Below are 24,614 nucleotides of genomic sequence, written 5' to 3' on the forward strand. Positions count from 1 at the left end.
ATAGACGCACGTTATCAGACTTGCGCTTTTGTGACAGAAACAAAGTGTCAGCGTTTATCCAGCGAGTAGACGAAGGGTGCTACCACTTCGATCGAGCCATTGGTCAGCAGCTCTGCCGGCGGCTTGGGCAGCGAGCCCGCACGGCGGATCATTTCCATGGTCGCTCGGTCCAGTGCTGCGCTGCCTGAACCACCGGCCAGCGAGTAGGACAACACCTTGCCGTCGGCGTCGACCACGAAGCGCAACCGGTTGATGCCTTGCAGGCCACGCCGGCGGGCGTCTTCAGGGTACCGCTTGTACTTGGCCAGGTGACGCAACAGATCGCTCTGCCAGGTCGGCAAGGCCTTGCTGTTGGAGGCGATGCTTGGCGCTGGCGCTGCCGATTTCTGCGGTGGCGTATTGCTCGGCGGCGTATCGACTACCTGCTCATCGGCGGGTGGCGCTTCCTTGGGCGGCTCAGGCTTCTTCTCGGGCTTGGGCGGCTGCGGTTTGGCCTTCGGCTTGGGCGGCTTGGCAATCGCGATTTTCGGTTTTGGAGCCTCCACCAACTTCGGTAGCGGCGGCTCTTCGACCGGAGTCGGAGGCTGCGGAGCGACCTTGGGCGGTGGTGGTGGCGCTGGCTCAGGCAGCGGTGCCAGCTCGACCATCATCGCTGCCGGGGGCAGCTCGATGGCCTGAGGCACCGACCAATTGAGCGTCAGCAGCACAGCGATGGCATGGACACCCAGCACGATCGCCAAGCTGCCGCTGTAACGCGCCAGTTTGTGCCGCGTCTTGATCATTTTTTGGCTGCCGTCTCGAGACCTACCAGACCGACCTTGAGGTAGCCGGCCGCGCGCATGTTGTTCATCACTTCCATCAGGTCGCCGTAGTCCACGCCTTTATCGGCCTGGAAGAAGATGGTGGTCTCCTTGTCGCCCTTGGTCTTGGCGTCGAGCATCGGGCCAAGCTGGCTGGGCTGAGCAACCATATCGTCGCCGACGTACAGCTTCTGGTCGGCCTTGACGCTGACAAACACCGGTTTTTCCGGCCTCGGCGCCGGTTTGGCGGTCGAGGCGGGCAGGTCGACCTTGATGTCGACGGTGGCCAGGGGAGCTGCGACCATGAAGATGATCAGCAGCACCAACATCACGTCGATGAACGGCGTAACGTTGATTTCGTGGTTTTCGGCGAGGTCATCGCCACCTTCGTTAAGATGCAGGCCCATGGCTTACCCCACTTTCACCATGTGCGGGGCGACGCGTTCGCCACCCTGGTGGTCGAGGTCGCGGCTGACCAGCAGCAGGACTTGCGCCGAAGCGTCGGACACCTGTGCGCGGTAGCCAGCGATGGAACGCGCGAAGACGTTGTAGATGACCACTGCCGGGATGGCCGCTACCAGGCCCAGAGCGGTCGCCAGCAGTGCTTCGGCGATGCCGGGTGCAACTACTGCGAGGTTGGTGGTCTGGGTCTTGGCGATGCCGATGAAGCTGTTCATGATGCCCCATACGGTACCGAACAGACCTACGAACGGCGCGGTCGAACCAATGGTGGCGAGCACGCCGGTACCGCTGCTCATGTTACGACCGCTGGCGGCAACCAGGCGCTCGAGGCGGAAGCTGACGCGCTCCTTGATGCCTTCTTTTTCGCGAGCGTTGGCCGACAGGCGCATTTCTTCGAGGGCGTCATGCACCAGGGTGTGAGCCAGGGTGCCTTCCTTGCTGGACGCTTCAGCAGCTTCCTTGAGGGTGGAGACGCGCTTGAGCGCTGCGATTTCGCCGCGCAGGCGGCGCTTGGCGCCCATCAGCTCGAAGCCTTTGGCGATCCAGATGGTCCAGGTGATGATCGAGGCGATGGCCAGGCCGATCATCACGATTTTCACGACGATGTCGGCGTTCTTGTACATGCCCCATGGCGACAGGTCGTGGGCCATGCCCAGCGAGGTGTCTTCGACCAGCGGCTGCACGTTGTCTTCGGCAGGTGCCTGAGCTTGCCCTTCGGCAGGTGCGGCAGCTGGGGCCTGGCCTTCAGCGGCGGGCGCAGCAGGCGCGGTAGCGGCAGCTGGGGTGGTGGCAGCGGTGGCGTTTGGCTCATCGGCCATGGCGATCGGGGCCAGCACCAGGCTGAACATCAGCGCGGCAATGGCGCGCCAGGCGCGCGACTGGGTTGGCGAAGCGGAGGGTTGAGTACGAGTCATGCTGGCCGGACCTGATGAGTAGAATGAGTTGACGTTCACCACGGCCCCGAGGCAGGCCGAGAACAGATAGGTCGCCATTATTGCAATTAATTCTTGTTAACAAAAGTAATACAGTATCTTTTTTTTACCTTTGTCTAGCCGTTGATCGCGCAATCCGGCTAGCCTGATCCTTTATCAGTGGAGCTGAATGATGTCGGAATTGTCTGCTTTGATCGTCGGCTGCGGCGATGTCGGCGGCCGACTGGCCCTGCAACTGCTTACCAGTGGCTGGCATGTGAGCGGCCTGCGGCGTTCGATCGATCAATTGCCGGAAGGCGTCCAGCCCGTCGCAGCTGACCTCACTGATGCGCAGATTCCTGCGGCCTGGCCTGAGCGTGCACCTGACTATCTGGTGTACTGCGTGGCTGCCAGCCAACATGACGAAGCCGGTTATAAGGCGGCTTACGTCGATGGCCTGCGTAATGTGCTCAGCTGGTTGCAGGCGCGCGGGCAACAGCCGCGGCGGCTGCTGTTTGTTTCCAGCAGTAGTGTGTTTGCTCAGCAGGATGGCCAGTGGGTCGACGAAACGGCGCCGACCGAGCCTACGGGTTATTCCGGAAAAATCATGCTTGAAGCCGAGCAAGTGGCGTTGAAAAGCGGCATTCCCGCCAGCGTGGTGCGCCTGACCGGCATCTACGGGCCGGGCCGTGAGTGGCTGCTGAGCCAGGTTCGCCAGGGCTACCGGGTTGCCCAGCAGCCGCCACTGTATGGCAACCGGATTCACGCTGAGGACGCAGCGAGCCTGCTGGCCTATCTGCTCGCCGCGGATGCCCGTGGCGTTACCTTGGAAGACTGCTATATCGGCGTCGACGACGACCCGGCGCCGCTAGCCGATGTGGTCGCCTGGTTGCGCGAGTACCTTGGCGTTACCCAGTGGTCGGACGAACAGCGCGTGCGCCGCACCGGCAGCAAGCGCTGCAGCAATGCCCGGGCGCGAGCGTTGGGTTGGGCGCCGGTGTATCCGAGTTACAAGGAAGGCTATGCGGCGATTTTGCGGGGGGCAGCCAAGCCTTAGGGTGGACCCAGTAATCGCTGGGGCCGCAATGCGGCCCCAACGCCACCTACTATCAGCTACGTTCCAGCAACCACTGCCGCGGCCCGGGCGCCAGCTGCGGCATCTCGTCCGGCTGGGCACGGTTGATAGCCTGGAAAATCTCCAGTTGGTCACCGCTGTGCTTGAAGATAAACGGCGCGCCACGTTGATCGCGCTCCAGCCACAGGCTGTCGTTGGCACCGCCCATGGTCGCGCAATCGCCGCCCAGGCACAGCGCATAGCGATTCGGCCCGGGCAGCCCGGTTACGCTGCCGGTGTCGCTGAACTGCACGGTCTCACCTTTGCCGGTGCCTTCGATGATCTTCCAGTTGCCACCCAGATACGCGCCATATAGCGCCTTCTCGAAGGTGCTACCGACCGGTGTATCGGCAGCGGCTGGCGTCAGCGCCTTGCTGAATGCCTGCTCTTTGCCGCCTTCGGTAACGGTAACCAGCTCCTTGCCTTTGAGCTGCAGTGGCGCGCTTGGGCCGCCGTCGAAGTCGACTTGCCATTGCTTGTCGCTCAGGCGCAGGCGGCCGTTGACGTTCTCGTAGCCGTTATAGAGGTAGCTGGCCTGTTGGCTGGCGACGTCGACACGCACTTCCGACACCGGGCCGTTGGCTGCCAGCGCCTGGCGCAGGCTGCCACCTTTGGCGGCGGCGTCGATGGCTGCCTGGTTGATCCAGGTGCCGTTGTAGTCTTCAGGTTTGTGGCTGGAGCAGCCGCCCAGAATCAGGGCTGCCAGCGCGAGGGGCAGGGCGTGACGCATGGTGGGGAGACCTTCAGGCAGAGAGGAGGGTGACGGGCAGGGCGCCCGTCACCTCAGGCATCACTCGATGACGAGGATAGCGTCCATTTCGACCTGGGCGCCCTTGGGCAGGGCTGCCACGCCGATGGCGGCACGCGCCGGGTAAGGCTGCTCGAAGTAGCGGCCCATGACTTCGTTGACCTTGGCGAAGTGGCTCAGGTCGGTCAGGAAGATGTTCAGCTTGACGATGTCCTTGAACGAACCACCGGCAGCTTCAGCCACCGACTTGAGGTTCTCGAACACCTGAACGGTCTGCGCTTCGAAACCTTCGACCAGCTCCATGGTGGTCGGATCCAGCGGGATCTGGCCAGACATGTAGACAGTGTTGCCGGCCTTGATCGCCTGGGAGTAAGTACCGATGGCGGCGGGGGCCTTGTCGCTGGTGATGACGGTCTTGGTCATGGTGACTCCTTGCGGTTGGCGGATTTACGCACGCATGCGGGTGATGCGGACCACGCCGGTCAGGGTGCGCAACTTCTTGATCACACGAGCCAGGTGCACGCGGTCGTGCACGCTGACCACCAGCTGGACCACGCTGATGCGGCCATCGCGTTCGTCCATGCTGATTTTCTCGATGTTGCCGTCGGCGGCGTTGACGCTGCTGGCGAGCAAGGCAATCAGGCCGCGCTGGTGCTCAAGCTCGACGCGCAGCTCGACGTTGAATTCGCCGGTGACATCCTTGGCCCAGGACAGCTGCAGGCACTTCTCCGGGTTGTGGCGGATTTCACTGATGTTGCGGCAGTCTTCCAGGTGCACGACCATGCCTTTGCCGGCCGACAGATGGCCAACGATCGGGTCGCCCGGGATCGGTGTGCAGCATTTGGCGTAGCTCAGCACCAGGCCTTCGGTGCCGCGGATGGCCAGCGGGCCTTCCGGGCTTGGCAGCTGTTCGCCTTCGGCCGAGAGCAGCCGACGGGCGACCACGTAGGCCATGCGATTGCCCAGGCCGATGTCTTCGAGCAGGTCTTCGATGACTTCCAGGCGATACTCGTTGAGGATCGGCTGGATACGTTCCTGCGGGATCTTTTCCAGGCTGCTGTCGAAGCCGGTCAATACCTTGTTCAGCAGGCGCTCGCCAAGGTTGATCGACTCGGAGCGGCGCTGCTGCTTGAGCGCGTGGCGGATGTGCGTGCGCGCCTTGCCGGTGACCACGAAGTTGAGCCAGGCCGGGTTCGGCCGTGCGCCCGGGGCACTGACGATTTCCACCGTCGAGCCGCTCTGCAAGGGCTCGGACAATGGCGCCAGGCGGCGGTTGATGCGGCAGGCAATGCAGCTGTTGCCGACGTCGGTGTGCACCGCGTAGGCAAAGTCGACAGCGGTGGAGCCTTTGGGCAGCTCCATGATTCGCCCTTTCGGGGTGAACACGTAGACCTCGTCCGGGAACAGGTCGATCTTCACGCTCTCGATGAATTCCAACGAGTTGCCGGCACGTTGCTGCAGCTCGAGGATGCCTTTGACCCACTGACGGGCGCGGGCGTGGCTGCCCTTGGGCTGCTCTTCCTCGTTGGACTTGTACAGCCAGTGCGCAGCGATGCCGTTGTTGGCCAGCTCTTCCATTTCGCGGGTGCGAATCTGGATTTCGATGGGAACGCCGTGCATGCCGAACAGGGTCGTGTGCAACGACTGGTAGCCGTTGGCCTTGGGGATCGCGATGTAATCCTTGAAGCGTCCCGGCAGCGGCTTGTACAGGTTGTGCACAGCGCCGAGCACGCGGTAGCAGGTGTCGACCTTGTCGACGACGATGCGAAACGCGTACACGTCCATGATCTCGTTGAAGGCGCGACGCTTGCCGCGCATCTTCCGGTAGATGCCATAGAGGTGTTTCTGGCGGCCGCTGATCTCGCCCTGGATGCCGTCGCTGCCGAGGCAATTGGCCAGGGACTGTTCGATTTTGGCGACGATTTCCTTGCGGTTGCCGCGGGCGCGCTTGACTGCCTGGTGGATGCGCGCCGAGCGCATCGGGTGCATCGCCTTGAAGCCAAGGTCTTCGAACTCTACGCGCACATTGTGCATGCCCAGGCGGTTGGCAATCGGAGCGTAGATCTCGAGGGTTTCCTTGGCAATGCGTCGGCGTTTTTCGCCTGACAGCACTTCCAGGGTGCGCATGTTGTGCAGGCGGTCGGCGAGCTTGACCAGGATCACGCGGATATCCCGCGCCATGGCCATGGCCATCTTCTGGAAGTTTTCGGCCTGCGCCTCGGCCTTGGTCTCGAAGTTCATCTGGGTCAGTTTGCTGACCCCATCGACCAGCTCGGCCACCGTCTCGCCAAACTGCTGGCTGAGGGCTTCCTTGGCGATGCCGGTGTCTTCGATCACATCGTGCAGCATGGCCGCCATCAGGCTTTGATGGTCCATGTGCATGTCGGCGAGAATGCCGGCAACTGCCAGCGGGTGAGTCACGTAGGGTTCGCCACTGCGGCGGCGCTGCCCATCGTGCGCCTGTTCGGCGTAGAAATAGGCTCGCCGAACCAGGTTGACCTGGTCCGGACCGAGGTAGGTCGATAGCCGTTCGGCGAGGGTGTCTATGCTCGGCATGGGTATACCTCCTGCCGAGGAAGAAGTCCGGTTGCCGCGCGACGTCGACCTGGCATCAATCAGACAGCCTCGTTGGACTCGTCCTCGAACGCGGCGAATACCGGATCTTCGGTGACGATCTCTTCGGCAGCCAGGAATTCGTTGGTGATGATGCCTTCAGCGATTTCGCGCAGGGCAACAACAGTAGGCTTGTCGTTTTCCCATGCAACGCGTGGCTCTTTACCACCGGTGGCCAGCTGACGGGCGCGCTTGGTGGAGAGCATGACCAGCTCAAAGCGGTTATCCACGTGTTCCAGGCAGTCTTCTACAGTTACGCGGGCCATGGTCTTCCTCAGTAGCAATGCGGTAGGGCGTACAGCCCATAATGGGCGGTGGACTGGGTAGTTTAAAAAATCACCAGCCAATAGGGAAGGGCTGTTTTATAGCCAGCCTTGCCCGTCAGTCCTGAAACTGCCTCGATCATGCCGCTTTGGCCTGGCCCGCAAAGGCCGGCCCGCAGCGCGAAAGCACCGTTTCAGACGCCTCGATAGCGCTGACGATAACGGTTTCCGGGGCTGCAATACAACAGCCGCAAACGGCTTATCGCAACAATGCTGCGCGCAAATGTGGGGTCAGCTCCTCAAACAGCGTCTGCACCGAGCGCAGGGCACGGCAATCGGGGCGTGTCAGCAGCCACAACTGCGTGTCGCAGCCTGCCAGCGGTGCGCTCAGCGCCTCGACATCAGGCATGTCGTGAACCATGTAATCGGGCAGCGCCGCCACGCCCAGGCCGGTGCTCACCAGCTGCGCGATGGTCGACATGCCGCTGCACTGGTAGCGCGGGTTCAAGCCAGGATACTGCTGGTTGCGCCAGACCACCGTGGGGTGGTCCTGCATCGAGTCATCCGGCGCGATCCAGGCCACGCTGCTGACCGACTGCTCGAGCCGCTCGCGCAGGCTGGCATGGCCGCAGATAACGTAGGAGGTCGAGCCCAGGCAGCGTCCGACCAGATGCTCCGGCGGGGTGTTGGTCAGGCGCAGGGCGATGTCGGCGTCGCGCCGGCTGAGGTTGGCGAAAGTGTTCGAGGTGCCCAGCTCCAGCGACAGCGCCGGGTAATTGGGCATGAACGTCGCCAGTGCCGGCAGCAGCAGGCTGTGCAAAACGGCCTCGGTGCAGGTCAGGCGCACCGTGCCGCTGACCACCTGCTCACCGCTGGTCAGGGCAATCCTTGCCGCTTCCAGTGCCAGCTCGGCACGTTCAGCCTGCTCGGCCAGGGCCTGGGCAGTGTCGGTGGGCAGGTAGCCTTTGCGGCTTTTGACGAACAGCGCGGTGCCCAACGCCGACTCCAGGCGGCGAATCGAGCGGAACACCGTCGAAACGTCGACTTTGAGTAGCTCTGCGGCCTTGGCCAGCGAGCGACCGCGCTCAAGTGCCAAGACTAGCGAAAGGTCGGCATGAGTTATCTGATATTGCATTGGTGCACGCTCTGCTTGCCGAAATGCCAATGTCTGTTGCGTTGAGGCCATTTTATAGTGAAACGGCCTGCGGGAATCAATGCACCCCGTCGGGCCGAAAATCCCCACGATGGGACAGTGAAAAGAACAACAGCAGCATCCATCGTCGCCCATGAGGCGCCAGCCGTATCTCTCCACATCGCCGCTCCACACCCAAAGGATGTACACCATGACGTCGGTAAACCCGCGCGCCAGCACTTCCAGCGAGATGTCCGACTTTCTCGAGGCGCATCCGGACATCCAGTACGTTGATCTACTGATCTCCGACATGAATGGCGTGGTTCGCGGCAAGCGTATCGAGCGTGCCAGCCTGCACAAGGTCTACGAGCGTGGCATCAATTTGCCGGCGTCGCTGTTCGCCCTCGATATCAACGGCTCGACTGTGGAGAGCACCGGCCTGGGCCTGGACATCGGCGACGCCGACCGGGTCTGCTATCCGATCCCTGGCACCCTGTGCTACGAGCCATGGCAGAAGCGCCCGACCGCGCAACTGCTGATGACCATGCACGAAATCGAAGGCGAGCCGTTTTTCGCCGACCCGCGTGAGGTGCTGCGCAAGGTAGTGAGCAAGTTCGACGATCTGGGCTTGGATATCTGCGCCGCGTTCGAGTTGGAGTTCTACCTGATCGATCAGGACAACCTCAACGGTCGGCCGCAGCCGCCACGCTCACCGATCTCCGGCAAGCGCCCGCAATCGACCCAGGTATACCTGATCGACGACCTCGATGAGTACGTCGACTGCCTGCAGGACATGCTCGAAGCCGCCCGCGAGCAAGGCATCCCGGCCGACGCCATCGTCAAGGAAAGCGCCCCGGCGCAGTTCGAGGTCAACCTGCATCACGTTGCTGATCCGATGAAGGCCTGTGACTACGCGATCCTGCTCAAGCGCCTGATCAAGAACGTCGCCTATGACCATGAGATGGACACCACCTTCATGGCCAAGCCCTATCCAGGCCAGGCCGGCAACGGCCTGCACGTGCACATCTCGCTGCTCGACAAAAAGACCGGCAAGAACATCTTCACCAGTGAAGACCCGCTCGAAAGTGCGCCGCTGCGGCATGCCATTGCCGGCGTGCTGGAAACCATGCCAGCGTCGATGGCGTTTCTCTGCCCGAACGTCAACTCGTACCGCCGTTTCGGCGCGCAGTTCTATGTGCCCAACGCGCCGAGCTGGGGCCTGGACAACCGCACCGTGGCCGTGCGCGTGCCGACCGGCAGCAGTGACGCAGTGCGCCTCGAACACCGCGTCGCCGGTGCCGATGCCAACCCGTACCTGATGATGGCGTCGATCCTGGCCGGCATTCACCACGGCCTGACCAACCAGCTCGAGCCGGGTGAGCCGATCGAGGGCAACTCCTACGAGCAGCTCGAACAGAGCCTGCCGAACAACCTGCGCGACGCCCTGCGTGCGCTGGATGACAGCGAGATCCTCAACCAATACATCAGCCCGGACTACATCGACATCTTCGTCGCCTGCAAGGAAAGCGAGCAGGCCGAGTTCGAGGTGTCGATTTCCGACCTCGAGTACAACTGGTACCTGCACACGGTGTAAGCCCATGAGCGCAAACGTGGTCCCTCTGATCGGTGTCAGCGCCTGCCGCCAGCAGGTCGGCAAGAATGCTTCGCACACCGTTGGCGACAAGTACGTGGAGGCGGCCGGCTATGCCGGGATCCCGTTGATCCTGCCTGCGCGCGATGTCGGCAGCGACCCGCTGGCACTGCTGTCGATCCTCAATGGCATCGTTTTCACCGGCTCGCCTTCCAATGTCGAGCCGCACCACTACAATGGCGCCGCCAGCGTTGCCGGCACCCGCCATGATCAGGCGCGTGATCGCCTGACCCTGCCTTTGCTGCGCGCAGCCATCGCCGCCGGCGTGCCGGTGCTGTGTATCTGCCGCGGCTTTCAGGAATTGAATGTGGCCCTGGGCGGCAGCCTGCACCAGCGCGTGCAGGAGCTGCCCGGTTACCTCGACCACCGCGAACCGCAGGACGCGCCGCTGGAGGAGCAATACGGCCCTCGGCATCTGGTGCGCACTGAGGCGGGCGGGCTGTTCGAGCGTTTTGGCCTGCCTGAGCAGTTCGAGGTCAACTCGCTGCACAGTCAGGGGATCGACCGTCTGGCCGCTGGCCTGCGTGTCGAAGCACGGGCCCCGGATGGCCTGATCGAAGCGGTGTCGATGCTGGACGCGCCGGGCCTGGTGCTCGGCGTGCAGTGGCACCCGGAGTGGCGTTTCGCCGAAAACCCGGTCTCGCTGCGCCTGTTCAAGGCGTTTCGCGAGGCCTGCAAGGCCCATGCTGTGCGGGAGGTTTCACGCCAGAAAACAGTCTGACGTCAGCCGAAGGTCTCGGATGACTCACCCCCGACAGCAAGCTTTCAATGAGTGAAAGCGGACCCTCAGCGGTCTGTGAAAACAATACCAATATCGACGGCGAATACTCATGAGCGAAAACACAGACAACGGCCGCCCGCCCGGTGCGGCGGCCGCTTCAGACGGCAGCGCCCCTCGCGCCAGCAAAGGCCTGGCCAAGGGCCGGCTGGGCTTGCTGGCCAGCGTGGTGCTGGGCATTTCCACCATTGCCCCGGTCTACACCCTGACCGGCGCGCTTGGCCCGACCGTGCGTGAGGTCGGCGCACACCTGCCAGCAGTGTTCATTGTCGGCTTCCTGCCAATGCTGTTGGTTGCCCTCGGCTACCGTGAGCTGAACGCGGCAGAACCCGACAGCGGCACCTCGTTCACCTGGTCGGCCCGGGCGTTCGGTCCGATGATCGGCTGGATCGGCGGCTGGGGCCTGGTGGTGGCGACCACCATTGTCCTGTCCAACCTGGCCGGCGTGGCGGTGGACTTCTTCTATCTGTTCCTCGCGCAGATCACTGGCGATCAATCGCTGGCCGCGTTGGCCGACAATCTGCTGATCAACATCATCACCTGTTGCGTGTTCATCGCACTGGCGGTATGGATCTGTTGTCGCGGCATGGGCACCACCATGACAGTGCAGTACGGCCTGGTGGCCTTGCAGTTGCTGGTGCTGATCGGTTTCGCCTTTGCTGCCTTCGGCGAAACCACCGCGCCACCACCACTGGCGTTTGACCTGGCCTGGTTCAACCCTTTCGGCGTCGAGTCGTTCTCGGCGTTCGCTGCGGGCTTGTCGTTGTCGATCTTCATCTTCTGGGGCTGGGACGTATGCCTGACCGTCAGTGAAGAGTCGATCGGCAGCGATGAAGTGCCGGGCAAGGCAGCGACCTGGACGGTGCTGTTGATTCTCTGCCTGTATCTGCTCACCGCCATCGCCACGCTGCAGTTCGCCGGGATCAGTGATGTCGGCCTGGGCCTGGGTAATCCGCGCATTCAGGAAAACGTCTTCGCTCACCTGGCCGGCCCGGTCATGGGCCCGTTGGCGATCCTCATGTCGATTGCGGTGTTGGCCAGTACTGCAGCGTCGTTGCAGTCGACGTTCGTTTCGCCTGCGCGCACGTTGCTGGCGATGGGTTACTACGGCGCGGTACCAAAGCGTTTCGCCAAGGTCTGCCCGCGTTCCCAGACGCCACGCTACGCCACCATTTGCGCGGGCATTGCCGCAGCACTGTTCTACGTGACCATGCGTACCCTCAGCGAGAACGTGCTGGCCGACACCATCACCGCGCTGGGCATGATGATCTGCTTCTATTACTCGCTGACTGCCTTTGCCTGCGTCTGGTACTTCCGCCGCAGCCTGTTCAGCAGCCTGCGGCACTTCCTCATGCGCGGCGTCTGCCCGTTGCTGGGTGGCGCAATCCTGTCGGTGATCTTCGTGCGCACGGCAATCGACAGCGCTTCGCCAGATTTTGGCAGCGGCTCGCATGTGGGTGGGTTGGGGCTGGTGTTCGTGATTGCGGCGATCATCTCGCTGCTGGGCATTTGCCTGATGCTGCTGTCGCGGCTGCGCCTGCCGGCGTTCTTCCTCGGCGCCACCTTGCAGCAGCAGGCCAAGCTGCAACTGCAGGAGTGAAGTGATTTGGGGCCGCTATCGGCCCCAAGACAGATCAGCCAACCAATTGCTCGAGCAGCGCACCATGGCGCTGCTTTTGCTTTGCAAGCAGCAGGCGATTGGAGCGGAATACCGCTTTGATGTCCGCCAGCGCCGCATCGAAATCATCATTGATGATCACGTAGTCGTACTCGTCGTAGTGAACCATCTCGTTGACCGCTTCCTTCATGCGCCCTTCGATGATCTCTTCGCTGTCCTGGCCGCGCCCGGTCAGGCGTTGGCGCAGCGCATCCTGGCTCGGCGGCAGGATGAAGATCGACAGGGCATCAGGCATCAGTTCGCGCACTTGCTGGGCGCCTTGCCAGTCGATTTCCAGAATCAGGTCAAAGCCCTCGTCCAGGGTGGATTGCAGGGCGCTGCGGGAGGTGCCGTAAAAGTTGCCGAACACCTCGGCGTGCTCGATGAAGTCACCCTTGTCGATCAGGCTCTGGAACTGCTCGCGGTCGACAAAGTGATAGTTGACCCCGTCTTTTTCGCCCGGTCGCATTGCACGGGTGGTGTGCGAGACCGATACGCGAATATGCGTGTCTTCCCGAGTGATCGCCGTGAGTTCGGTAACCAGGCTGGTCTTGCCCGCGCCAGATGGCGCCGAGATGATATAGAGAGTGCCGCTGCAGTGGTTCATGGTCGGGATGGCCTTACTCGATGTTCTGTACTTGTTCACGCATCTGCTCGATCAACACCTTGAGGTTGACCGCCGCCTGCGTACTGCGCGGGTCGAATGCCTTGGAGCCAAGGGTGTTGGCTTCGCGGTTGAGTTCCTGCATGAGGAAATCCAGGCGTCGACCTGCAGCACCACCGGACTTGAGCACCCGGCGCACTTCAGTGATGTGGGTGTTGAGGCGATCCAGCTCCTCGGCGACGTCGCTTTTTTGCGCGAGCAGGACCATCTCCTGCTCCAGTCGCTGCGGATCGAGTTCGGCCTGCATGTCATGAAAGCGATCGAGGATCTTCTGCCGCTGCACCGCCAGCATCTGCGGCACCAGCGCGCGTAGGGTAGTCACTTCCGTGGTCATGCCGTCGAGGCGCTCGTTGATCAGCCGGGCCAGCTCCTGGCCTTCGCGCTGGCGACCGGCCTTGAGCTCCTGCACCGCTTCGTCGAACAAGGCGATGGCTTCGGCATTGAGGGCCTGCGGATCGCTGGCATCGGCCACCAGCACGCCGGGCCAGGCCAGCACTTCCAGCGGGTTCAGCGGCGCGGGCTGCTTGATCAGGCTGGCGACGGTTTCGGCGGCGGCGACCAGTTGCGCGGCGCGCTCGCGGTCGACCTGCAGCGGCTTGCCGGTGCTGTCTTCATTGAGGCGCAGGGTACATTCGACCTTGCCCCGTGACAGCCCTTGGCGCAGGCCTTCGCGCACTGCGCTTTCAAGCTCGCGCAGGGCTTCTGGCAGGCGCAGATGCGGCTCCAGGTAGCGGTGGTTGACCGAGCGCAGCTCCCAGACCAGAGTGCCTTGGCTGCCGGCGCGCTCGACGCGAGCAAAAGCGGTCATGCTGTGCACCATGGCGGACTACCTCGCATAAGAATGATGGGGCAGCCGGGTCAGGCTGCAAGGCGCGCGATTGTAACGCAGAGTGGGCTGCGCGCCCAATTTCGGCCGTGTCATCGATCGCCTTGGCCGCAGCTAGGAGTAGTCGACAGGCTGGCGCCTGCGACGATAGGCATGTCCTCGCCGGGCTGCGGGCTTTATAATGCTCGGCAGATTCGAATCCCAGTACAGGTATCCCAAATGAAACGTCCAAGTGGTCGCGCCGCCGATCAGCTCCGCTCGATCCGCATCACCCGCAACTACACCAAGCACGCCGAGGGCTCCGTACTGGTCGAGTTCGGTGACACCAAGGTCATCTGCACGGTCAGCGTCGAAAACGGCGTGCCGCGCTTCCTCAAAGGCCAGGGCCAGGGTTGGTTGACTGCCGAGTACGGCATGCTGCCGCGTGCGACCGGGGAGCGTAACCAGCGCGAAGCCAGCCGTGGCAAGCAGGGTGGCCGCACCCTCGAAATCCAGCGCCTGATCGGCCGCTCGCTGCGCGCTGCGCTGGACATGAGCAAGCTCGGCGATGTCACCCTGTACGTCGACTGCGACGTGATCCAGGCTGACGGCGGTACCCGCACCGCTTCGATCACTGGTGCCATGGTTGCGCTGGTCGACGCCCTGGCGGTGATCAAGAAGCGCGGCGGCCTCAAGGGCGGCAACCCGCTCAAGCACATGATCGCTGCTGTATCGGTAGGCATGTATCAGGGCGAAGCAGTGCTTGACCTGGATTACCTGGAAGACTCCGCGGCCGAGACCGACCTCAACGTGGTCATGACCAGCGCGGGTGGCTTCATCGAAGTGCAGGGCACCGCTGAAGGTGCACCGTTCCAGCCGGAAGACTTCAACGCCATGCTGGCGCTGGCGCAGAAAGGCATGAACGAAATCTACGACCTGCAGAATGCGGCTTTGGCTGACTGATTGCAGTTGTAACCGCTGGGGCCGCAAAGCGGCCCCAGTGTATGTCAGATCGTCAGAGTCCAGTCATAGTCCACAATCAGTGGCGCATGCTGGGAGAACCGCGGCTGACGCGGCAGGCGGGCACTGCGCACAAAGCGGCGCAAGCCTGGCGTGAGGATCTGGTAGTCGAAGCGATAACCCAGGTTGAGCATCTCGGCCTGTTCGTTATCGGGCCACCAGCTGTACTGATCGCCTTCGCGGCTGACTTCACGCAGCGCGTCGACATAACCCATGTCACCCACGATCGAATCCATCCACGCCCGCTCGGGCGGCAGGAAACCAGGTGACTGCTGGCTGTCGCGCCAGTTTTTGATGTCGAGCTTCTGCTGCGCCACGTAGAACGAGCCGCAATAGATGTATTCACGACGCTTGCGCCGCTGTTTGTCCAGGTACTTGCCGAAATCGTCCATCAACTTGAATTTCTGGTTCAAGTCTTCGTCGCCGTTCATGCCCGAAGGCAGCAACAGGCTGGCAATACTGACTTTGTCGAAATCTGCTTGCAGGTAACGTCCGTAGCGGTCGGCTGTCTCGAAGCCCAGGCCGGTGATGACTGCCTTGGGCTGCATCCGCGAATAGAGCGCCACGCCACCTTGGGCGGGCACCTCTGCATCGCAGGCATAAAGGAAATAGCCATCGAGCTGGAAAGCTGGGTCGTCGAGTTCAAAGGCCGAGGCGCGGGTATCCTGAAGGCAGATGACGTCGGCATTCTGGGCTTGTAGCCAACTGAGCAAACCACGCTCGGCTGCAGCCTGAATGCCATTAACGTTCACACTGATGATCCGCATAAATGGCCCCAAAAATCTCGTGCGTGTATGATACCCGAGCTCAACTCATTTAGCTAAATCCGTGGTGTCTGGGACTTTTTCATGCAGCCGTATCAGCGCGACTTCATCCGTTTTGCCATCGATCGCGGCGTTCTGCGCTTCGGTGAATTCACCCTGAAATCGGGGCGTACCAGCCCGTACTTCTTCAATGCGGGGCTGTTCAACAGCGGCTCGGCACTGGCGCAGTTGGGACGTTGCTACGCGGCGGCCATCGTCGACAGCAAAATCCCCTTCGACGTGCTGTTTGGCCCGGCCTACAAAGGCATCCCGCTGGCTTCGGCCACTGCGGTCGCCCTGGCCGACCAGCATCAGCTGGACGTGCCGTGGTGCTTCAACCGCAAAGAGGCCAAGGCCCATGGCGAGGGCGGTAGCCTGGTCGGCGCACCGCTGGAAGGCAATGTACTGATCATCGATGACGTGATCACCGCCGGTACCGCGATCCGTGAAGTGATGCAGATCATCAGCGCGCAGCAGGCCAAAGCCGCCGGCGTACTGATCGCGCTCAACCGCGAAGAGCGTGGCAACGGCGAGCTGTCGGCGATCCAGGAAGTGGAGCGCGACTTCGGTATCCCGGTGGTCAGCATCGTTTCGCTGACCCAGGTGCTCGAGTTCCTCGCTGACGATCCGCAGCTCAAGCAGCACTTGCCAGCGGTCGAGGCGTACCGCGCGCAATACGGGATCTGATCCCGCAGCAGGGCCCGTGCTTGCGCGGGCCCCCTGCTTATTCCTCAGAGTGCGTAAATCACACTCGGGACTCAGTCTGTACCGTACTTGGGCGAGCGCGGGCCATACAGAATGCCGCCGTTCGGATACGGTGACAGCAACCGCGCGCTGGTCATGCCGGCAATCGGGTAGCCGGCGTCATCCTGCACGCTGCTGATGACCTGGTTGACCGCCGCCATCACCAACATGCCGATCAGGCCACCCTGGTTCTGCCGACCTTCCTCACTGGACGCTGTGGCGCTACCGGTCCACAGCGTGGTGCCGGTCTTCAGGTCGACCAGCTTGGCGCTGGCGGTAACGATGGTCGCGCTGCTGAGCACCATGTAGCGGGTGCCGTAGTCACTCACGGTCACGTACAGGCCGGCATCGGCGCCGAAGATCTCCTGCAGCTTGCTGGTCGGCAGCTCATGGATATCCGACGGCGTAGTCATGCCGTTCTGGCGGAAGGTCTCGTCGACCAGCGCCACCGGCATTACGTAATAACCCGCTTCGGCCAGCGGATAGGTCACCTGCGCAAGCATGCTGTAGGTGGCCTTGACGTCCGGCGACTGGTTCAGCGGCGGCAGAATCAGGATCGACTTGGGCCGCGCCTGCTTGTACGCCGAGTAGTCCACGCTACGGCGCTCGGCGCAACCGGCGAACAAGGCCAGCACGCAGGCGCCGACGATCAGTTGGGTAATCCGCTTGATCATTGCTTGGCCCCTTTGCGCGCGTTGTTCATGAGAAAGTCCATGTACTTGGCCGACTCAGGAAACAAGGCCTTTTCAGTCTGGAACTGCTGAATCATCTGGTCGTCCTTGCCCAGGCTGGAATAGATCAGCCCCAGCTGCGCGTGGTAACCCGGCGGCACGGCGCCATTCTTGGCCTTGATCTTCTCCAGGTCGCGCTCAAGGGCGATGGCCTGTTCTTCCTTGGCCTGGCCCTTGAAGTACTCGTTGACCTGCGGCTGGTAGCTTTCCCACTGATACAGTGGTTTGTGCGGGGTGCCGCAGCCGGTCAGCAGAACGCTGCCCAGCACAACGCCGGCGACCAGGCGCCAGCCTTGAGGGATGATGCTCATGAAGGTGTCTTCCTTGTTGTGCTGCTCAGCTTATCGGGCTTGAGGCTTCCATTGGCCGTTGTCGATCGCGTCGACCATCTTGTTGATCGCTTCGCGCATGGCCAGGTCGAGGACCTTGCCGTTGAGCGTGGAGTCATAGCTGGCGGTACCGCCAAAGCCGATGATCTCGCGATTGGAAAGGGCGTACTCGCCGGCACCCTGGGTCGAATAGACCACTTCCGAGGTGCTGATATTGACGATGTTCAGCGCCACTTTGGCGTAGGCGATCTGGGTCTTGCCGCGGCCAAGAATGCCGAACAGCTGGTGGTCGCCGACTTCTTTGCGGCCGAACTCGGTGACGTCACCGGTGACCACGAAATCCGCACCCTTGAGCTTCTGCGCCATGCCCTTGATGGTTGCTTCCTGCTGGATCTCGCCCATGTTGTCGCGATCAAGCACATTGAAGCGGTTGGTCTGCTGCAGGTGGGTGATGAGGATGGTCTTGGCCTGGCCGCCGAGGCGGTCGACGCCGTCGGAGAAGATCCCGCGCATGTAGCTGGAACGGTTGTCGAACTTGCCCACAGCGATTGGGGTGCGTTGGCCGCTGTACGGGCGGTTGACGCTTTCGACCTGTTGCACGGCAACAGCTTTGGACGTTTCAGTGGCGCAGCCGGCGAGGGACCCGACAGCCAGAACGGCTGCCAGCACGAGTCCATGTGATGCGTATTTCACGCGCTTTCTCCAGGGTAGATATTAGTTTTTGCGAGGGTGTTGCGGGTCCGCTTTGCGGCCCTTCGCGGGCAAGCCCGCTCCCACAGGATGCACTGCTGGCCCTGTGGGAGCGGGCTTGCCCGCGAAGGGCTGCAAAGCAGCCCCGACAAATCAGGTCAAGGCGCGCTTGCTGTTGGTGATCAAGGTGCCTACACCGCTGTCGGTGAAGATCTCCAGCAGCACCGCGTTCGGTACGCGACCGTCGATGATGTGCGAACTCTGCACGCCGCCCTGGACTGCTTCCAGTGCGCATTTGATCTTCGGCAGCATGCCGCCGTAGATGGTGCCGTCGGCGATCAGCTCGTTGACTTGCTCGGTGGTCAGGCCGGTCAGGACCTGGCCCTGCTTGTCCATCAAACCGGCAATGTTGGTCAGCAGCATCAGCTTCTCGGCCTTCAGTGCTTCGGCAACCTTGCCGGCAACCAGGTCGGCGTTGATGTTGTACGACTCACCGTTGGCGCCGACACCGATCGGCGCGATCACCGGGATGAAGTCACCGCGGACCAGCATGTTGAGCAGGTCGGTGTTGACCCCGACCACTTCGCCAACGTGGCCAATGTCGATGATCTCGGGCGAGGTCATCTCTGGCGTCTGGCGGCTGACCTTGAGCTTTTTCGCGCGGATCAGCTCGGCGTCCTTGCCGGTCAGGCCGATGGCGCTGCCGCCATGGCGGTTGATCAGGTTGACGATGTCTTTGTTGACCTGGCCGCCGAGCACCATCTCGACCACGTCCATGGTCGCCGAGTCGGTCACGCGCATGCCGTCGATGAAGTGGCTCTCGATCGACAGACGCTTGAGCAGGTCACCGATCTGCGGGCCACCGCCGTGCACTACCACCGGGTTGATGCCGACCGCTTTCATCAGCACGATGTCGCGGGCAAAGCCGGTCTTGAGCTCTTCGCTCTCCATCGCGTTGCCGCCGTACTTGATCACCAGCGTCTTGCCGACGAAGCGACGGATGTAAGGCAGCGCTTCGGACAAGACTTCGGCTACATGGGAGGCGGCTTCGCGATCGAGGGTCATGCAGGGCTCCAGTGGGTACGGATAATCGGTCAGAACGGCAGTTGCAGGTCAGGGGCAACCCGCAGCAACTGCGCGCGGAAAACATCCTTGATACGTTGCAATTCGGCCTCGCTGTCGGCTTCGAAGCGCAGCACCAGCACCGGCGTGGTGTTGGAGGCGCGGACCAGGCCCCAGCCTTTGGCGTAGTCGACCCGCACACCGTCGATGGTGGTCAGGTTGGCTTCACCCCAGTCGGCGTCGCGTTGCAGTGCATCAATGATGCTGAATTTACCCTCGTCGGTCACATCAATATTGATTTCCGGCGTAGAGATGTCGTTCGGGAATGCAGCGAACAGGCTCTCGGCGTCCTGCTCGGCCTGGCTGAGGATCTCGAGCAGGCGTGCGGCGCTGTAGATGCCGTCGTCAAAGCCGAACCAGCGTTCCTTGATGAAGATGTGCCCGCTCATTTCGCCAGCCAGCAAGGAACCGGTCAGCTTCATCTTCTTCTTGATCAACGAGTGACCGGTCTTCCACATTAGCGCGCGACCGCCGTGTTGTTCGATCAGCGGGGTCAGGCGACGGGTGCATTTGACGTCGAAGATGATCTCGGCGCCTGGGTTGCGCGACAGCACGTCCTGGGCAAACAGCATCAGCAGGCGGTCGGGGTAGACGATGTTGCCGGTGTTGGTCACCACGCCCACACGGTCGCCGTCGCCATCGAAGGCCAGGCCGATATCGGCGCCGGTTTCCTTGACCTTGGCGATCAAGTCTTCAAGGTTTTCAGGCTTGCCCGGATCCGGGTGGTGATTGGGGAAGTTGCCGTCGACCTCGCAGAACAGCGGGATCACTTCACAGCCCAGGGCTTCGATCAGTTGCGGGGCATTCACGCCCGCTGCGCCGTTGCCGCAGTCGACCACTACCTTGAGTTTTTTCGCCAGCTTCACATCGCCGACGATCTGCTGATGGTAGCGCTGGAGGATCTCGACCTGCTCGACGCTGCCTTCACCGCGGCTCAGGTCATCTGTTTTCAGGCGGGTCAACAGGGCCTGGATCTGCTCGTTGGCGAGGGTGTCGCCGGCGATGACGATCTTGAAACCGTTGTAGTCGGACGGGTTGTGGCTACCGGTGAGCATCACCCCGGAGGTACCGGCCAGCACGTTGGCGGCGTAATACAGCGCAGGGGTTGGCACCAGGCCAACGTCGCTGACCTTGCAGCCGGCTTCGACCAGGCCCTTGATCAGTTGCTCGACCAGCATCGGCCCGGACAGGCGACCGTCACGGCCAACCGAGATATTCGGCTCGCCCTGAGCGAGGGTCTGGGCGCCGATGGCACGACCGATCCAGTAAGCGGTTTCAGCGTGCAGGGTCTTGCCGACCACGCCGCGGATGTCATAGGCGCGGAAGATGCTCTCAGGCAGTGCAGGGACCAGCTGGGCCATATCGTTCATCTCTGGGAAAGCTCCAATGTCTAAGGCTTCTGGGTAGGCGCAAACTGCACGCTTGGACGGTACTTTCGCCAGAGAGTTCGCCATCCGTGGCGCAAACGATCGTTCTCTGGCCGTTATTGGCTGCCCGAATGACCGAAGCCGCCAGCGCCACGTTGGCTCTCGTCGAAGGCCTCGACGATGTCGAAATGCGCTTGTACCACAGGTACCAGGACAAGCTGTGCAATACGCTCGCCAATGTTGATGGTGAAAGCGCTATTGCCGCGGTTCCAGCACGACACCATCAGCTCGCCCTGGTAATCCGAGTCGATCAAACCGACCAGGTTGCCGAGCACGATGCCGTGTTTGTGGCCCAGCCCCGAGCGCGGCAGGATCAACGCCGCCAGGCCTGGATCGCCGATGTAGATCGACAGGCCGGTCGGGATCAGCAGGGTCTGGCCCCGCTCCAGAACGGTGTCCTGTTGCAGCATGGCGCGCAGGTCCAGGCCGGCGGAGCCAGGCGTGGCGTACTGCGGCAGGGGGAATTCGGCGCCGATGCGCGGATCGAGAATCTTGGCTTGAAGAGCGTGCATGTAACTTATTGAACCTGCTTGAGTCGTTCGGCGATAAAAGCAACCAGCTGGCGGGCGATCTTGCCCTTGCTGGTCTGCGCGAATAGGGTCTGGTGCTGCTGGCGGTCGATCACGGTCAGGGCGTTTTCCTCGCTGTTGAAGCCGATGCTGGGGTTGGCCACATCATTGGCGACGATCAGGTCGAGGTTCTTGTCCTTGAGCTTGCGCGTGGCGTAATCGAGCAAGTGTTCGGTCTCGGCGGCAAAGCCGACGCTGAACGGGCGGTCGGCACGGCCAGCAATGGTCGCAAGGATATCCGGATTACGCACCATCTGCAGCAGCATGCCGTCGCCGGTCGTAGGATCCTTCTTGAGCTTCTGCGTGGCGACCACTTCCGGGCGGTAGTCCGCAACCGCAGCCGAAGCGATGAACAGGTCGCACGGCATAGCGGCTTCGCACGCCGCGAGCATGTCCCGCGCGCTTACCACGTCAATCCGGTTGACCCGGTCGGGGGTCTGCAGGTGCACCGGGCCGGTCACCAGGGTTACCCGAGCCCCGGCTTCGGCAGCCGCTTCGGCCAGGGCGAAACCCATCTTGCCGGAGCTATGATTGGTGATGTAGCGCACCGGGTCGATGTTTTCCTGGGTCGGCCCGGCGGTGATCAGCACGTGCTTGCCGGTCAGTGCCTGGCGCTTGAAGCTCTCGGCGGCGCACCAGGCCAGGTCGGTGGCTTCAAGCATGCGGCCAAGGCCGACATCACCACAGGCCTGGCTGCCGGAGGCCGGGCCGAATACCTGAATGCCACGGCTTTGCAGCAGTTCCAGGTTGGCCTGGGTCGCCGGGTCGCGCCACATCGCCTGGTTCATCGCCGGGGCGACGGCGACGGTGGCGTCGGTGGCCAGCACCAGGGTGGTCAGCAGGTCATTGGCCATGCCTTGGGCCATGCGCGCCATGAGGTCGGCGGTGGCTGGGGCAATGAGCACCAGATCGGCCCACTTGGCCAGTTCGATGTGGCCCATCGCCGCTTCGGCGGCAGGGTCGAGCAGGTCCATGTGCACCGGGTGACCAGACAGCGCCTGCAAGGTCAGCGGAGTGATGAACTCGGCACCGCCGTGGGTCATCACCACGCGCACCTGGGCGCCGTGTTCCAGGAGTCGGCGAATCAGCTCGGCGCTCTTGTAGGCGGCGATGCCGCCACCGACGCCGAGAACGATGCGCTTGCGATACAGCCGCTGCATAGGCTTGCCTTTTTTCAGTAAGCGGATGACGACGATGGGGCCTGCGGCAGATCGTCGCATTTTTGAAGCGAAATAGATTAACACACGGCTTAAACGCGCCGCAGCAGCACTCAAGGAGCAGTAATGAACATCAGGGAATGGCCGGCCGACGAACGGCCGCGAGAAAAGCTGTTACAGCGCGGCGCAGCCGCATTGTCCGATGCCGAATTGCTCGCCGTGCTGCTGGGTTCGGGGGTAGCCGGGCGCAATGTCGTCGACCTTGCCCGCGGCTTGCTGGTGCGCTTTGGCGGCCTTCGCCAGTTTCTCGAGGCGCCACGCAGCGCAGTGCTCGGTGAGCCTGGGCTGGGACCGGTGAAGTACGCACAGTTGCAGGCGCTGCTGGAGACCGGGCGGCGTTATCTGCACGAGACCATCGAACGTGCCCCCGCGCTGGAAAGCCCGATGGCAGTGAGGCGTTACCTGAAATCGATGCTGCGCCATGAACCTAGTGAGGTATTTGGCTGCCTGTTTCTCGACTCCAAGCACAGGCCGTTGGCGTTCGAGATCCTCTTTCGCGGCACCATCGACCGGGCCAGCGTGTACCCGCGTGAGGTAGTCCGGCGCTCGCTGGTGCACAACGCCGCGGCGCTGATCATCTGCCACAACCATCCTTCCGGGAGCAGCGAGCCGAGCCAGGATGATGTACACCTGACAATGACCCTCAAACGCGGGCTGGCGCTGATCGATGTGCGTGTGCTCGATCACCTGATCATCGGCGAGGGCGAGCCGCTGTCCATGGCCGAGGAGGGCTGGATCAGCGGCTGATCATGCTTAGCGAGTGACCGAGACCTTGCTGAAGTCCAGCCGCCCGAACGGGCTCACCTGGTAGCCCTCGACACCCTTGGCCAGCAACGTTGCGGCGGTTGGGTGAGCCAGCGGCAGCCACAAAGCCTGTTGCTGGATCAGTGCCTGGGCCTGCTGATACAACCGGCTGCGCACGCTTTGGTCGTTGGTGGTGCGGCCAGCGTTGATCAGCTGGTCCAGACGGCTGTCGCAGAAGCGCGCGAAGTTGGTCCCGGACTTGACCGCCGCGCAGGAAAACTGCGGGCTGAGGAAGTTGTCCGGGTCGCCGTTGTCGCCGGCCCAGCCCATGAACAGCAAGTCATGCTCGCCGGCTTTGGCGCGGCGGATCAGCTCGCCCCATTCGATCACGCGGATTTCGGCCTTGATGCCGATCTTGGCCAGGTCCGCCTGCAGCATCTGTGCGCCGAGGTTGGGGTTGGGGTTGAGCAGGCTGCCCGACGGGCGGGTCCAGATGGTGGTGCTGAAGCCTTCTGGCAGATCCGCCTTGGCCAGCAGCGCCTGGGCTTTTTTCAGGTCGGTCGGGTAGCCAGGCAGGTCCTTGGCGTAACTCCAGGTGTTGGCCGGGTAAGGGCCGTTGGCGGCGGTCGCGGTGCCCTCGAACACGGCTTTGAGATAACTCGACTTGTCGAAGGCGAGGTTGATCGCCTGACGCACCTCGGGCTTGTCCAGCGGCGGATGCTGGCTGTTGATGGCGACAAAGGCGGTCATGAAGGCAGGGGTGGACTCGACCTTGAGCTTGTCGTCCTCGCTGGCCGCAGTGATATCCAGCGGTTTGGGCGAAAGCGCCACCTGGCATTCGTTGCGCTTGAGTTTCTGCAGGCGCACGTTGGCGTCCGGGGTGATCGCGTAGATCAGCGGCCCGACCGCAGGTTTGCCGCCGAAGTACTCAGGGTTGGCCTCGTAGCGCACCTGCGCGTCCTTCTGGAAGCGTTTGAACACGAACGGGCCGGTACCTATCGGTTGCGTGTTGAGCTTCTCTGGGGTGCCTGCCTTGAGCAGTTGATCGGCGTATTCAGCCGAGTAGATCGAGGCAAAGCCCATGCTCAGGGTGGCCAGGAAGGTCGCATCCGGATGGCTCAGGGTGAAGCGCACGGTGTGCGGGTCGCTGGCATCGATCGACTTGATCAGGCTACCCAGCTGCAGCGACTGCGCGTGCGGGTAGCCGCCGGGCGCGGTCTTGTGCCAGGCGTGAGCGGGGTAGAGCATGCGCTGGAAGCTGAACAGCACATCGTCGGCGTTCAGGGCCCGGCTTGGCTTGAAGTAGGCGGTGCTGTGGAATTTGGCGTCGTCACGCAGCTTGAAGTCGTACACCAGACCGTCGGCCGAGACCGTCCAGCTCAGCGCCAGGCTTGGCACCACTTTGCCCTGCTTGGCATCGAATTCGACAAGACGGTTCATCAGCACGTCGGCCGAGGCATTGGTGGTAGTCAGCGAGTTGTACTGCACCACGTCGAAGCCTTCCGGGCTGGCTTCGGTACACACCACCAGTGGTGCGGCCTGGGCGAGGCCGGCCAGCAGCAGGCTGGATGAAAACAACAGGGAACGAGCGGCGGCGCGCATGTAAAGTCCTTGGCTGAT

At 62.5% G+C, this 24,614-nt stretch carries 25 protein-coding genes and 1 pseudogene; 7 read left to right on the forward strand and 19 right to left on the reverse strand.

What is annotated here, in order from left to right:
- Positions 1-47: 47 nt before the first annotated feature.
- From CXQ80_RS24245 to exbB, 3 genes are read right to left on the reverse strand one after another with little or no spacing between them, the layout of a single operon-like run.
- Positions 48-782, reverse strand: a complete 735-nt coding sequence (locus CXQ80_RS24245; protein WP_101322868.1) for an energy transducer TonB — start codon at positions 780-782, stop codon at positions 48-50.
- A complete protein-coding gene (exbD, locus tag CXQ80_RS24250) occupies positions 779-1,207 on the reverse strand; it encodes a TonB system transport protein ExbD (RefSeq protein ID WP_101322869.1) in 429 nt (142 codons plus the stop codon). Before exbD ends, CXQ80_RS24245 begins: the two co-directional genes overlap by 4 nt.
- Positions 1,208-1,210: 3 nt before the next feature.
- Positions 1,211-2,176 carry a tonB-system energizer ExbB gene (gene exbB, locus CXQ80_RS24255; protein ID WP_101323139.1) on the reverse strand — a complete coding sequence of 322 codons (966 nt, stop codon included), beginning with the start codon at positions 2,174-2,176 and terminating at the stop codon, positions 1,211-1,213.
- Between the two features lie 190 nt (positions 2,177-2,366).
- Between exbB and CXQ80_RS24260 the strand changes: the two genes are divergently transcribed.
- The gene (locus CXQ80_RS24260) at positions 2,367-3,230 is read left to right on the forward strand and encodes an NAD-dependent epimerase/dehydratase family protein (protein ID WP_101322870.1); all 864 of its coding nucleotides are present in this window, start codon (positions 2,367-2,369) and stop codon (positions 3,228-3,230) included.
- Positions 3,231-3,282: 52 nt separating this feature from the next.
- Here the strand turns inward: CXQ80_RS24260 and CXQ80_RS24265 are convergent, their stop codons facing one another.
- The 5 genes from CXQ80_RS24265 to CXQ80_RS24285 all read right to left on the reverse strand — a co-directional run bounded on the left by CXQ80_RS24265 (position 3,283) and on the right by CXQ80_RS24285 (position 8,046).
- Positions 3,283-4,017 carry a hypothetical protein gene (locus CXQ80_RS24265; RefSeq protein ID WP_101322871.1) on the reverse strand — a complete coding sequence of 245 codons (735 nt, stop codon included), beginning with the start codon at positions 4,015-4,017 and terminating at the stop codon, positions 3,283-3,285.
- 60 nt (positions 4,018-4,077) lie between these two features.
- Positions 4,078-4,458 (reverse strand): RidA family protein, encoded by a 381-nt coding sequence (locus tag CXQ80_RS24270; RefSeq protein WP_101322872.1) that lies wholly within the window; start codon positions 4,456-4,458, stop codon positions 4,078-4,080.
- 24 nt (positions 4,459-4,482) lie between these two features.
- The gene (spoT, locus tag CXQ80_RS24275; protein ID WP_101322873.1) at positions 4,483-6,591 is read right to left on the reverse strand and encodes a bifunctional GTP diphosphokinase/guanosine-3',5'-bis pyrophosphate 3'-pyrophosphohydrolase; all 2,109 of its coding nucleotides are present in this window, start codon (positions 6,589-6,591) and stop codon (positions 4,483-4,485) included.
- A 59-nt stretch (positions 6,592-6,650) separates the two neighbouring features.
- Positions 6,651-6,914, reverse strand: a complete 264-nt coding sequence (rpoZ, locus tag CXQ80_RS24280) for a DNA-directed RNA polymerase subunit omega (RefSeq protein ID WP_101322874.1) — start codon at positions 6,912-6,914, stop codon at positions 6,651-6,653.
- A gap of 256 nt (positions 6,915-7,170) precedes the next feature.
- On the reverse strand, positions 7,171-8,046 hold the full coding sequence (locus CXQ80_RS24285) for a LysR family transcriptional regulator (RefSeq protein ID WP_101322875.1): 876 nt from the start codon (positions 8,044-8,046) through the stop codon (positions 7,171-7,173).
- Positions 8,047-8,254: 208 nt separating this feature from the next.
- Here CXQ80_RS24285 and CXQ80_RS24290 point away from each other — a divergent pair, with 208 nt between their 5' ends.
- The 3 genes from CXQ80_RS24290 to CXQ80_RS24300 all read left to right on the forward strand — a co-directional run bounded on the left by CXQ80_RS24290 (position 8,255) and on the right by CXQ80_RS24300 (position 12,072).
- Positions 8,255-9,637, forward strand: coding sequence for a glutamine synthetase family protein (locus CXQ80_RS24290; RefSeq protein ID WP_101322876.1), 1,383 nt, complete (start codon positions 8,255-8,257; stop codon positions 9,635-9,637).
- A 4-nt stretch (positions 9,638-9,641) separates the two neighbouring features.
- The gene (locus tag CXQ80_RS24295; protein WP_101322877.1) at positions 9,642-10,415 is read left to right on the forward strand and encodes a gamma-glutamyl-gamma-aminobutyrate hydrolase family protein; all 774 of its coding nucleotides are present in this window, start codon (positions 9,642-9,644) and stop codon (positions 10,413-10,415) included.
- Between the two features lie 109 nt (positions 10,416-10,524).
- Positions 10,525-12,072: an APC family permease gene (locus CXQ80_RS24300; RefSeq protein ID WP_101322878.1), complete on the forward strand. Its 1,548-nt coding sequence runs from the start codon at positions 10,525-10,527 to the stop codon at positions 12,070-12,072.
- A 34-nt stretch (positions 12,073-12,106) separates the two neighbouring features.
- Here CXQ80_RS24300 and gmk read toward each other — a convergent pair whose 3' ends face one another.
- The gene (gmk, locus tag CXQ80_RS24305) at positions 12,107-12,736 is read right to left on the reverse strand and encodes a guanylate kinase (protein WP_101322879.1); all 630 of its coding nucleotides are present in this window, start codon (positions 12,734-12,736) and stop codon (positions 12,107-12,109) included.
- A 13-nt stretch (positions 12,737-12,749) separates the two neighbouring features.
- Positions 12,750-13,613 (reverse strand): YicC/YloC family endoribonuclease, encoded by an 864-nt coding sequence (locus CXQ80_RS24310; RefSeq protein WP_101322880.1) that lies wholly within the window; start codon positions 13,611-13,613, stop codon positions 12,750-12,752.
- Positions 13,614-13,838: 225 nt separating this feature from the next.
- Between CXQ80_RS24310 and rph the strand changes: the two genes are divergently transcribed.
- Positions 13,839-14,561 carry a ribonuclease PH gene (gene rph / locus CXQ80_RS24315; protein WP_101322881.1) on the forward strand — a complete coding sequence of 241 codons (723 nt, stop codon included), beginning with the start codon at positions 13,839-13,841 and terminating at the stop codon, positions 14,559-14,561.
- 44 nt (positions 14,562-14,605) lie between these two features.
- Here the strand turns inward: rph and CXQ80_RS24320 are convergent, their stop codons facing one another.
- Entirely contained in the window at positions 14,606-15,385 is a 780-nt protein-coding gene (locus CXQ80_RS24320) for an exodeoxyribonuclease III (protein WP_101322882.1), read from the reverse strand.
- Between the two features lie 81 nt (positions 15,386-15,466).
- On the opposite strand from CXQ80_RS24320, the gene pyrE reads away from it, so the two are divergent.
- Positions 15,467-16,108: an orotate phosphoribosyltransferase gene (pyrE, locus tag CXQ80_RS24325; RefSeq protein WP_101322883.1), complete on the forward strand. Its 642-nt coding sequence runs from the start codon at positions 15,467-15,469 to the stop codon at positions 16,106-16,108.
- A 71-nt stretch (positions 16,109-16,179) separates the two neighbouring features.
- On the opposite strand, the gene CXQ80_RS24330 is transcribed toward pyrE, so the two are convergent.
- From CXQ80_RS24330 to coaBC, 7 genes and pseudogenes are all read right to left on the reverse strand, one after another.
- Positions 16,180-16,839 (reverse strand): DUF799 domain-containing protein, encoded by a 660-nt coding sequence (locus tag CXQ80_RS24330; RefSeq protein WP_101322884.1) that lies wholly within the window; start codon positions 16,837-16,839, stop codon positions 16,180-16,182.
- On the reverse strand, positions 16,836-17,207 hold the full coding sequence (locus CXQ80_RS24335) for a DUF4810 domain-containing protein (protein WP_101322885.1): 372 nt from the start codon (positions 17,205-17,207) through the stop codon (positions 16,836-16,838). The genes CXQ80_RS24330 and CXQ80_RS24335 overlap by 4 nt, the downstream gene beginning before the upstream one ends.
- 30 nt (positions 17,208-17,237) lie before the next feature.
- Entirely contained in the window at positions 17,238-17,918 is a 681-nt protein-coding gene (locus tag CXQ80_RS24340; RefSeq protein WP_101322886.1) for a CsgG/HfaB family protein, read from the reverse strand.
- A 150-nt stretch (positions 17,919-18,068) separates the two neighbouring features.
- Complete coding sequence (gene argB, locus CXQ80_RS24345) at positions 18,069-18,980, reverse strand: acetylglutamate kinase (protein WP_101322887.1); 912 nt, start codon at positions 18,978-18,980, stop codon at positions 18,069-18,071.
- A gap of 29 nt (positions 18,981-19,009) precedes the next feature.
- Positions 19,010-20,383, reverse strand: a pseudogene (locus CXQ80_RS24350) (phosphomannomutase/phosphoglucomutase); the annotation flags it as partial.
- Between the two features lie 137 nt (positions 20,384-20,520).
- Positions 20,521-20,976, reverse strand: coding sequence for a dUTP diphosphatase (dut, locus tag CXQ80_RS24355; RefSeq protein WP_101322889.1), 456 nt, complete (start codon positions 20,974-20,976; stop codon positions 20,521-20,523).
- A gap of 5 nt (positions 20,977-20,981) precedes the next feature.
- On the reverse strand, positions 20,982-22,193 hold the full coding sequence (gene coaBC, locus CXQ80_RS24360; RefSeq protein ID WP_101322890.1) for a bifunctional phosphopantothenoylcysteine decarboxylase/phosphopantothenate--cysteine ligase CoaBC: 1,212 nt from the start codon (positions 22,191-22,193) through the stop codon (positions 20,982-20,984).
- A gap of 123 nt (positions 22,194-22,316) precedes the next feature.
- Between coaBC and radC the strand changes: the two genes are divergently transcribed.
- Entirely contained in the window at positions 22,317-22,997 is a 681-nt protein-coding gene (gene radC / locus CXQ80_RS24365) for a DNA repair protein RadC (RefSeq protein ID WP_101322891.1), read from the forward strand.
- A gap of 6 nt (positions 22,998-23,003) precedes the next feature.
- On the opposite strand, the gene CXQ80_RS24370 is transcribed toward radC, so the two are convergent.
- Complete coding sequence (locus CXQ80_RS24370) at positions 23,004-24,596, reverse strand: ABC transporter substrate-binding protein (protein WP_101322892.1); 1,593 nt, start codon at positions 24,594-24,596, stop codon at positions 23,004-23,006.
- Positions 24,597-24,614 lie beyond the last annotated feature (18 nt).

The sequence above is a fragment of the Pseudomonas sp. 02C 26 genome, assembly GCF_002843585.1.
Lineage (GTDB): Bacteria > Pseudomonadota > Gammaproteobacteria > Pseudomonadales > Pseudomonadaceae > Aquipseudomonas > Aquipseudomonas shirazensis.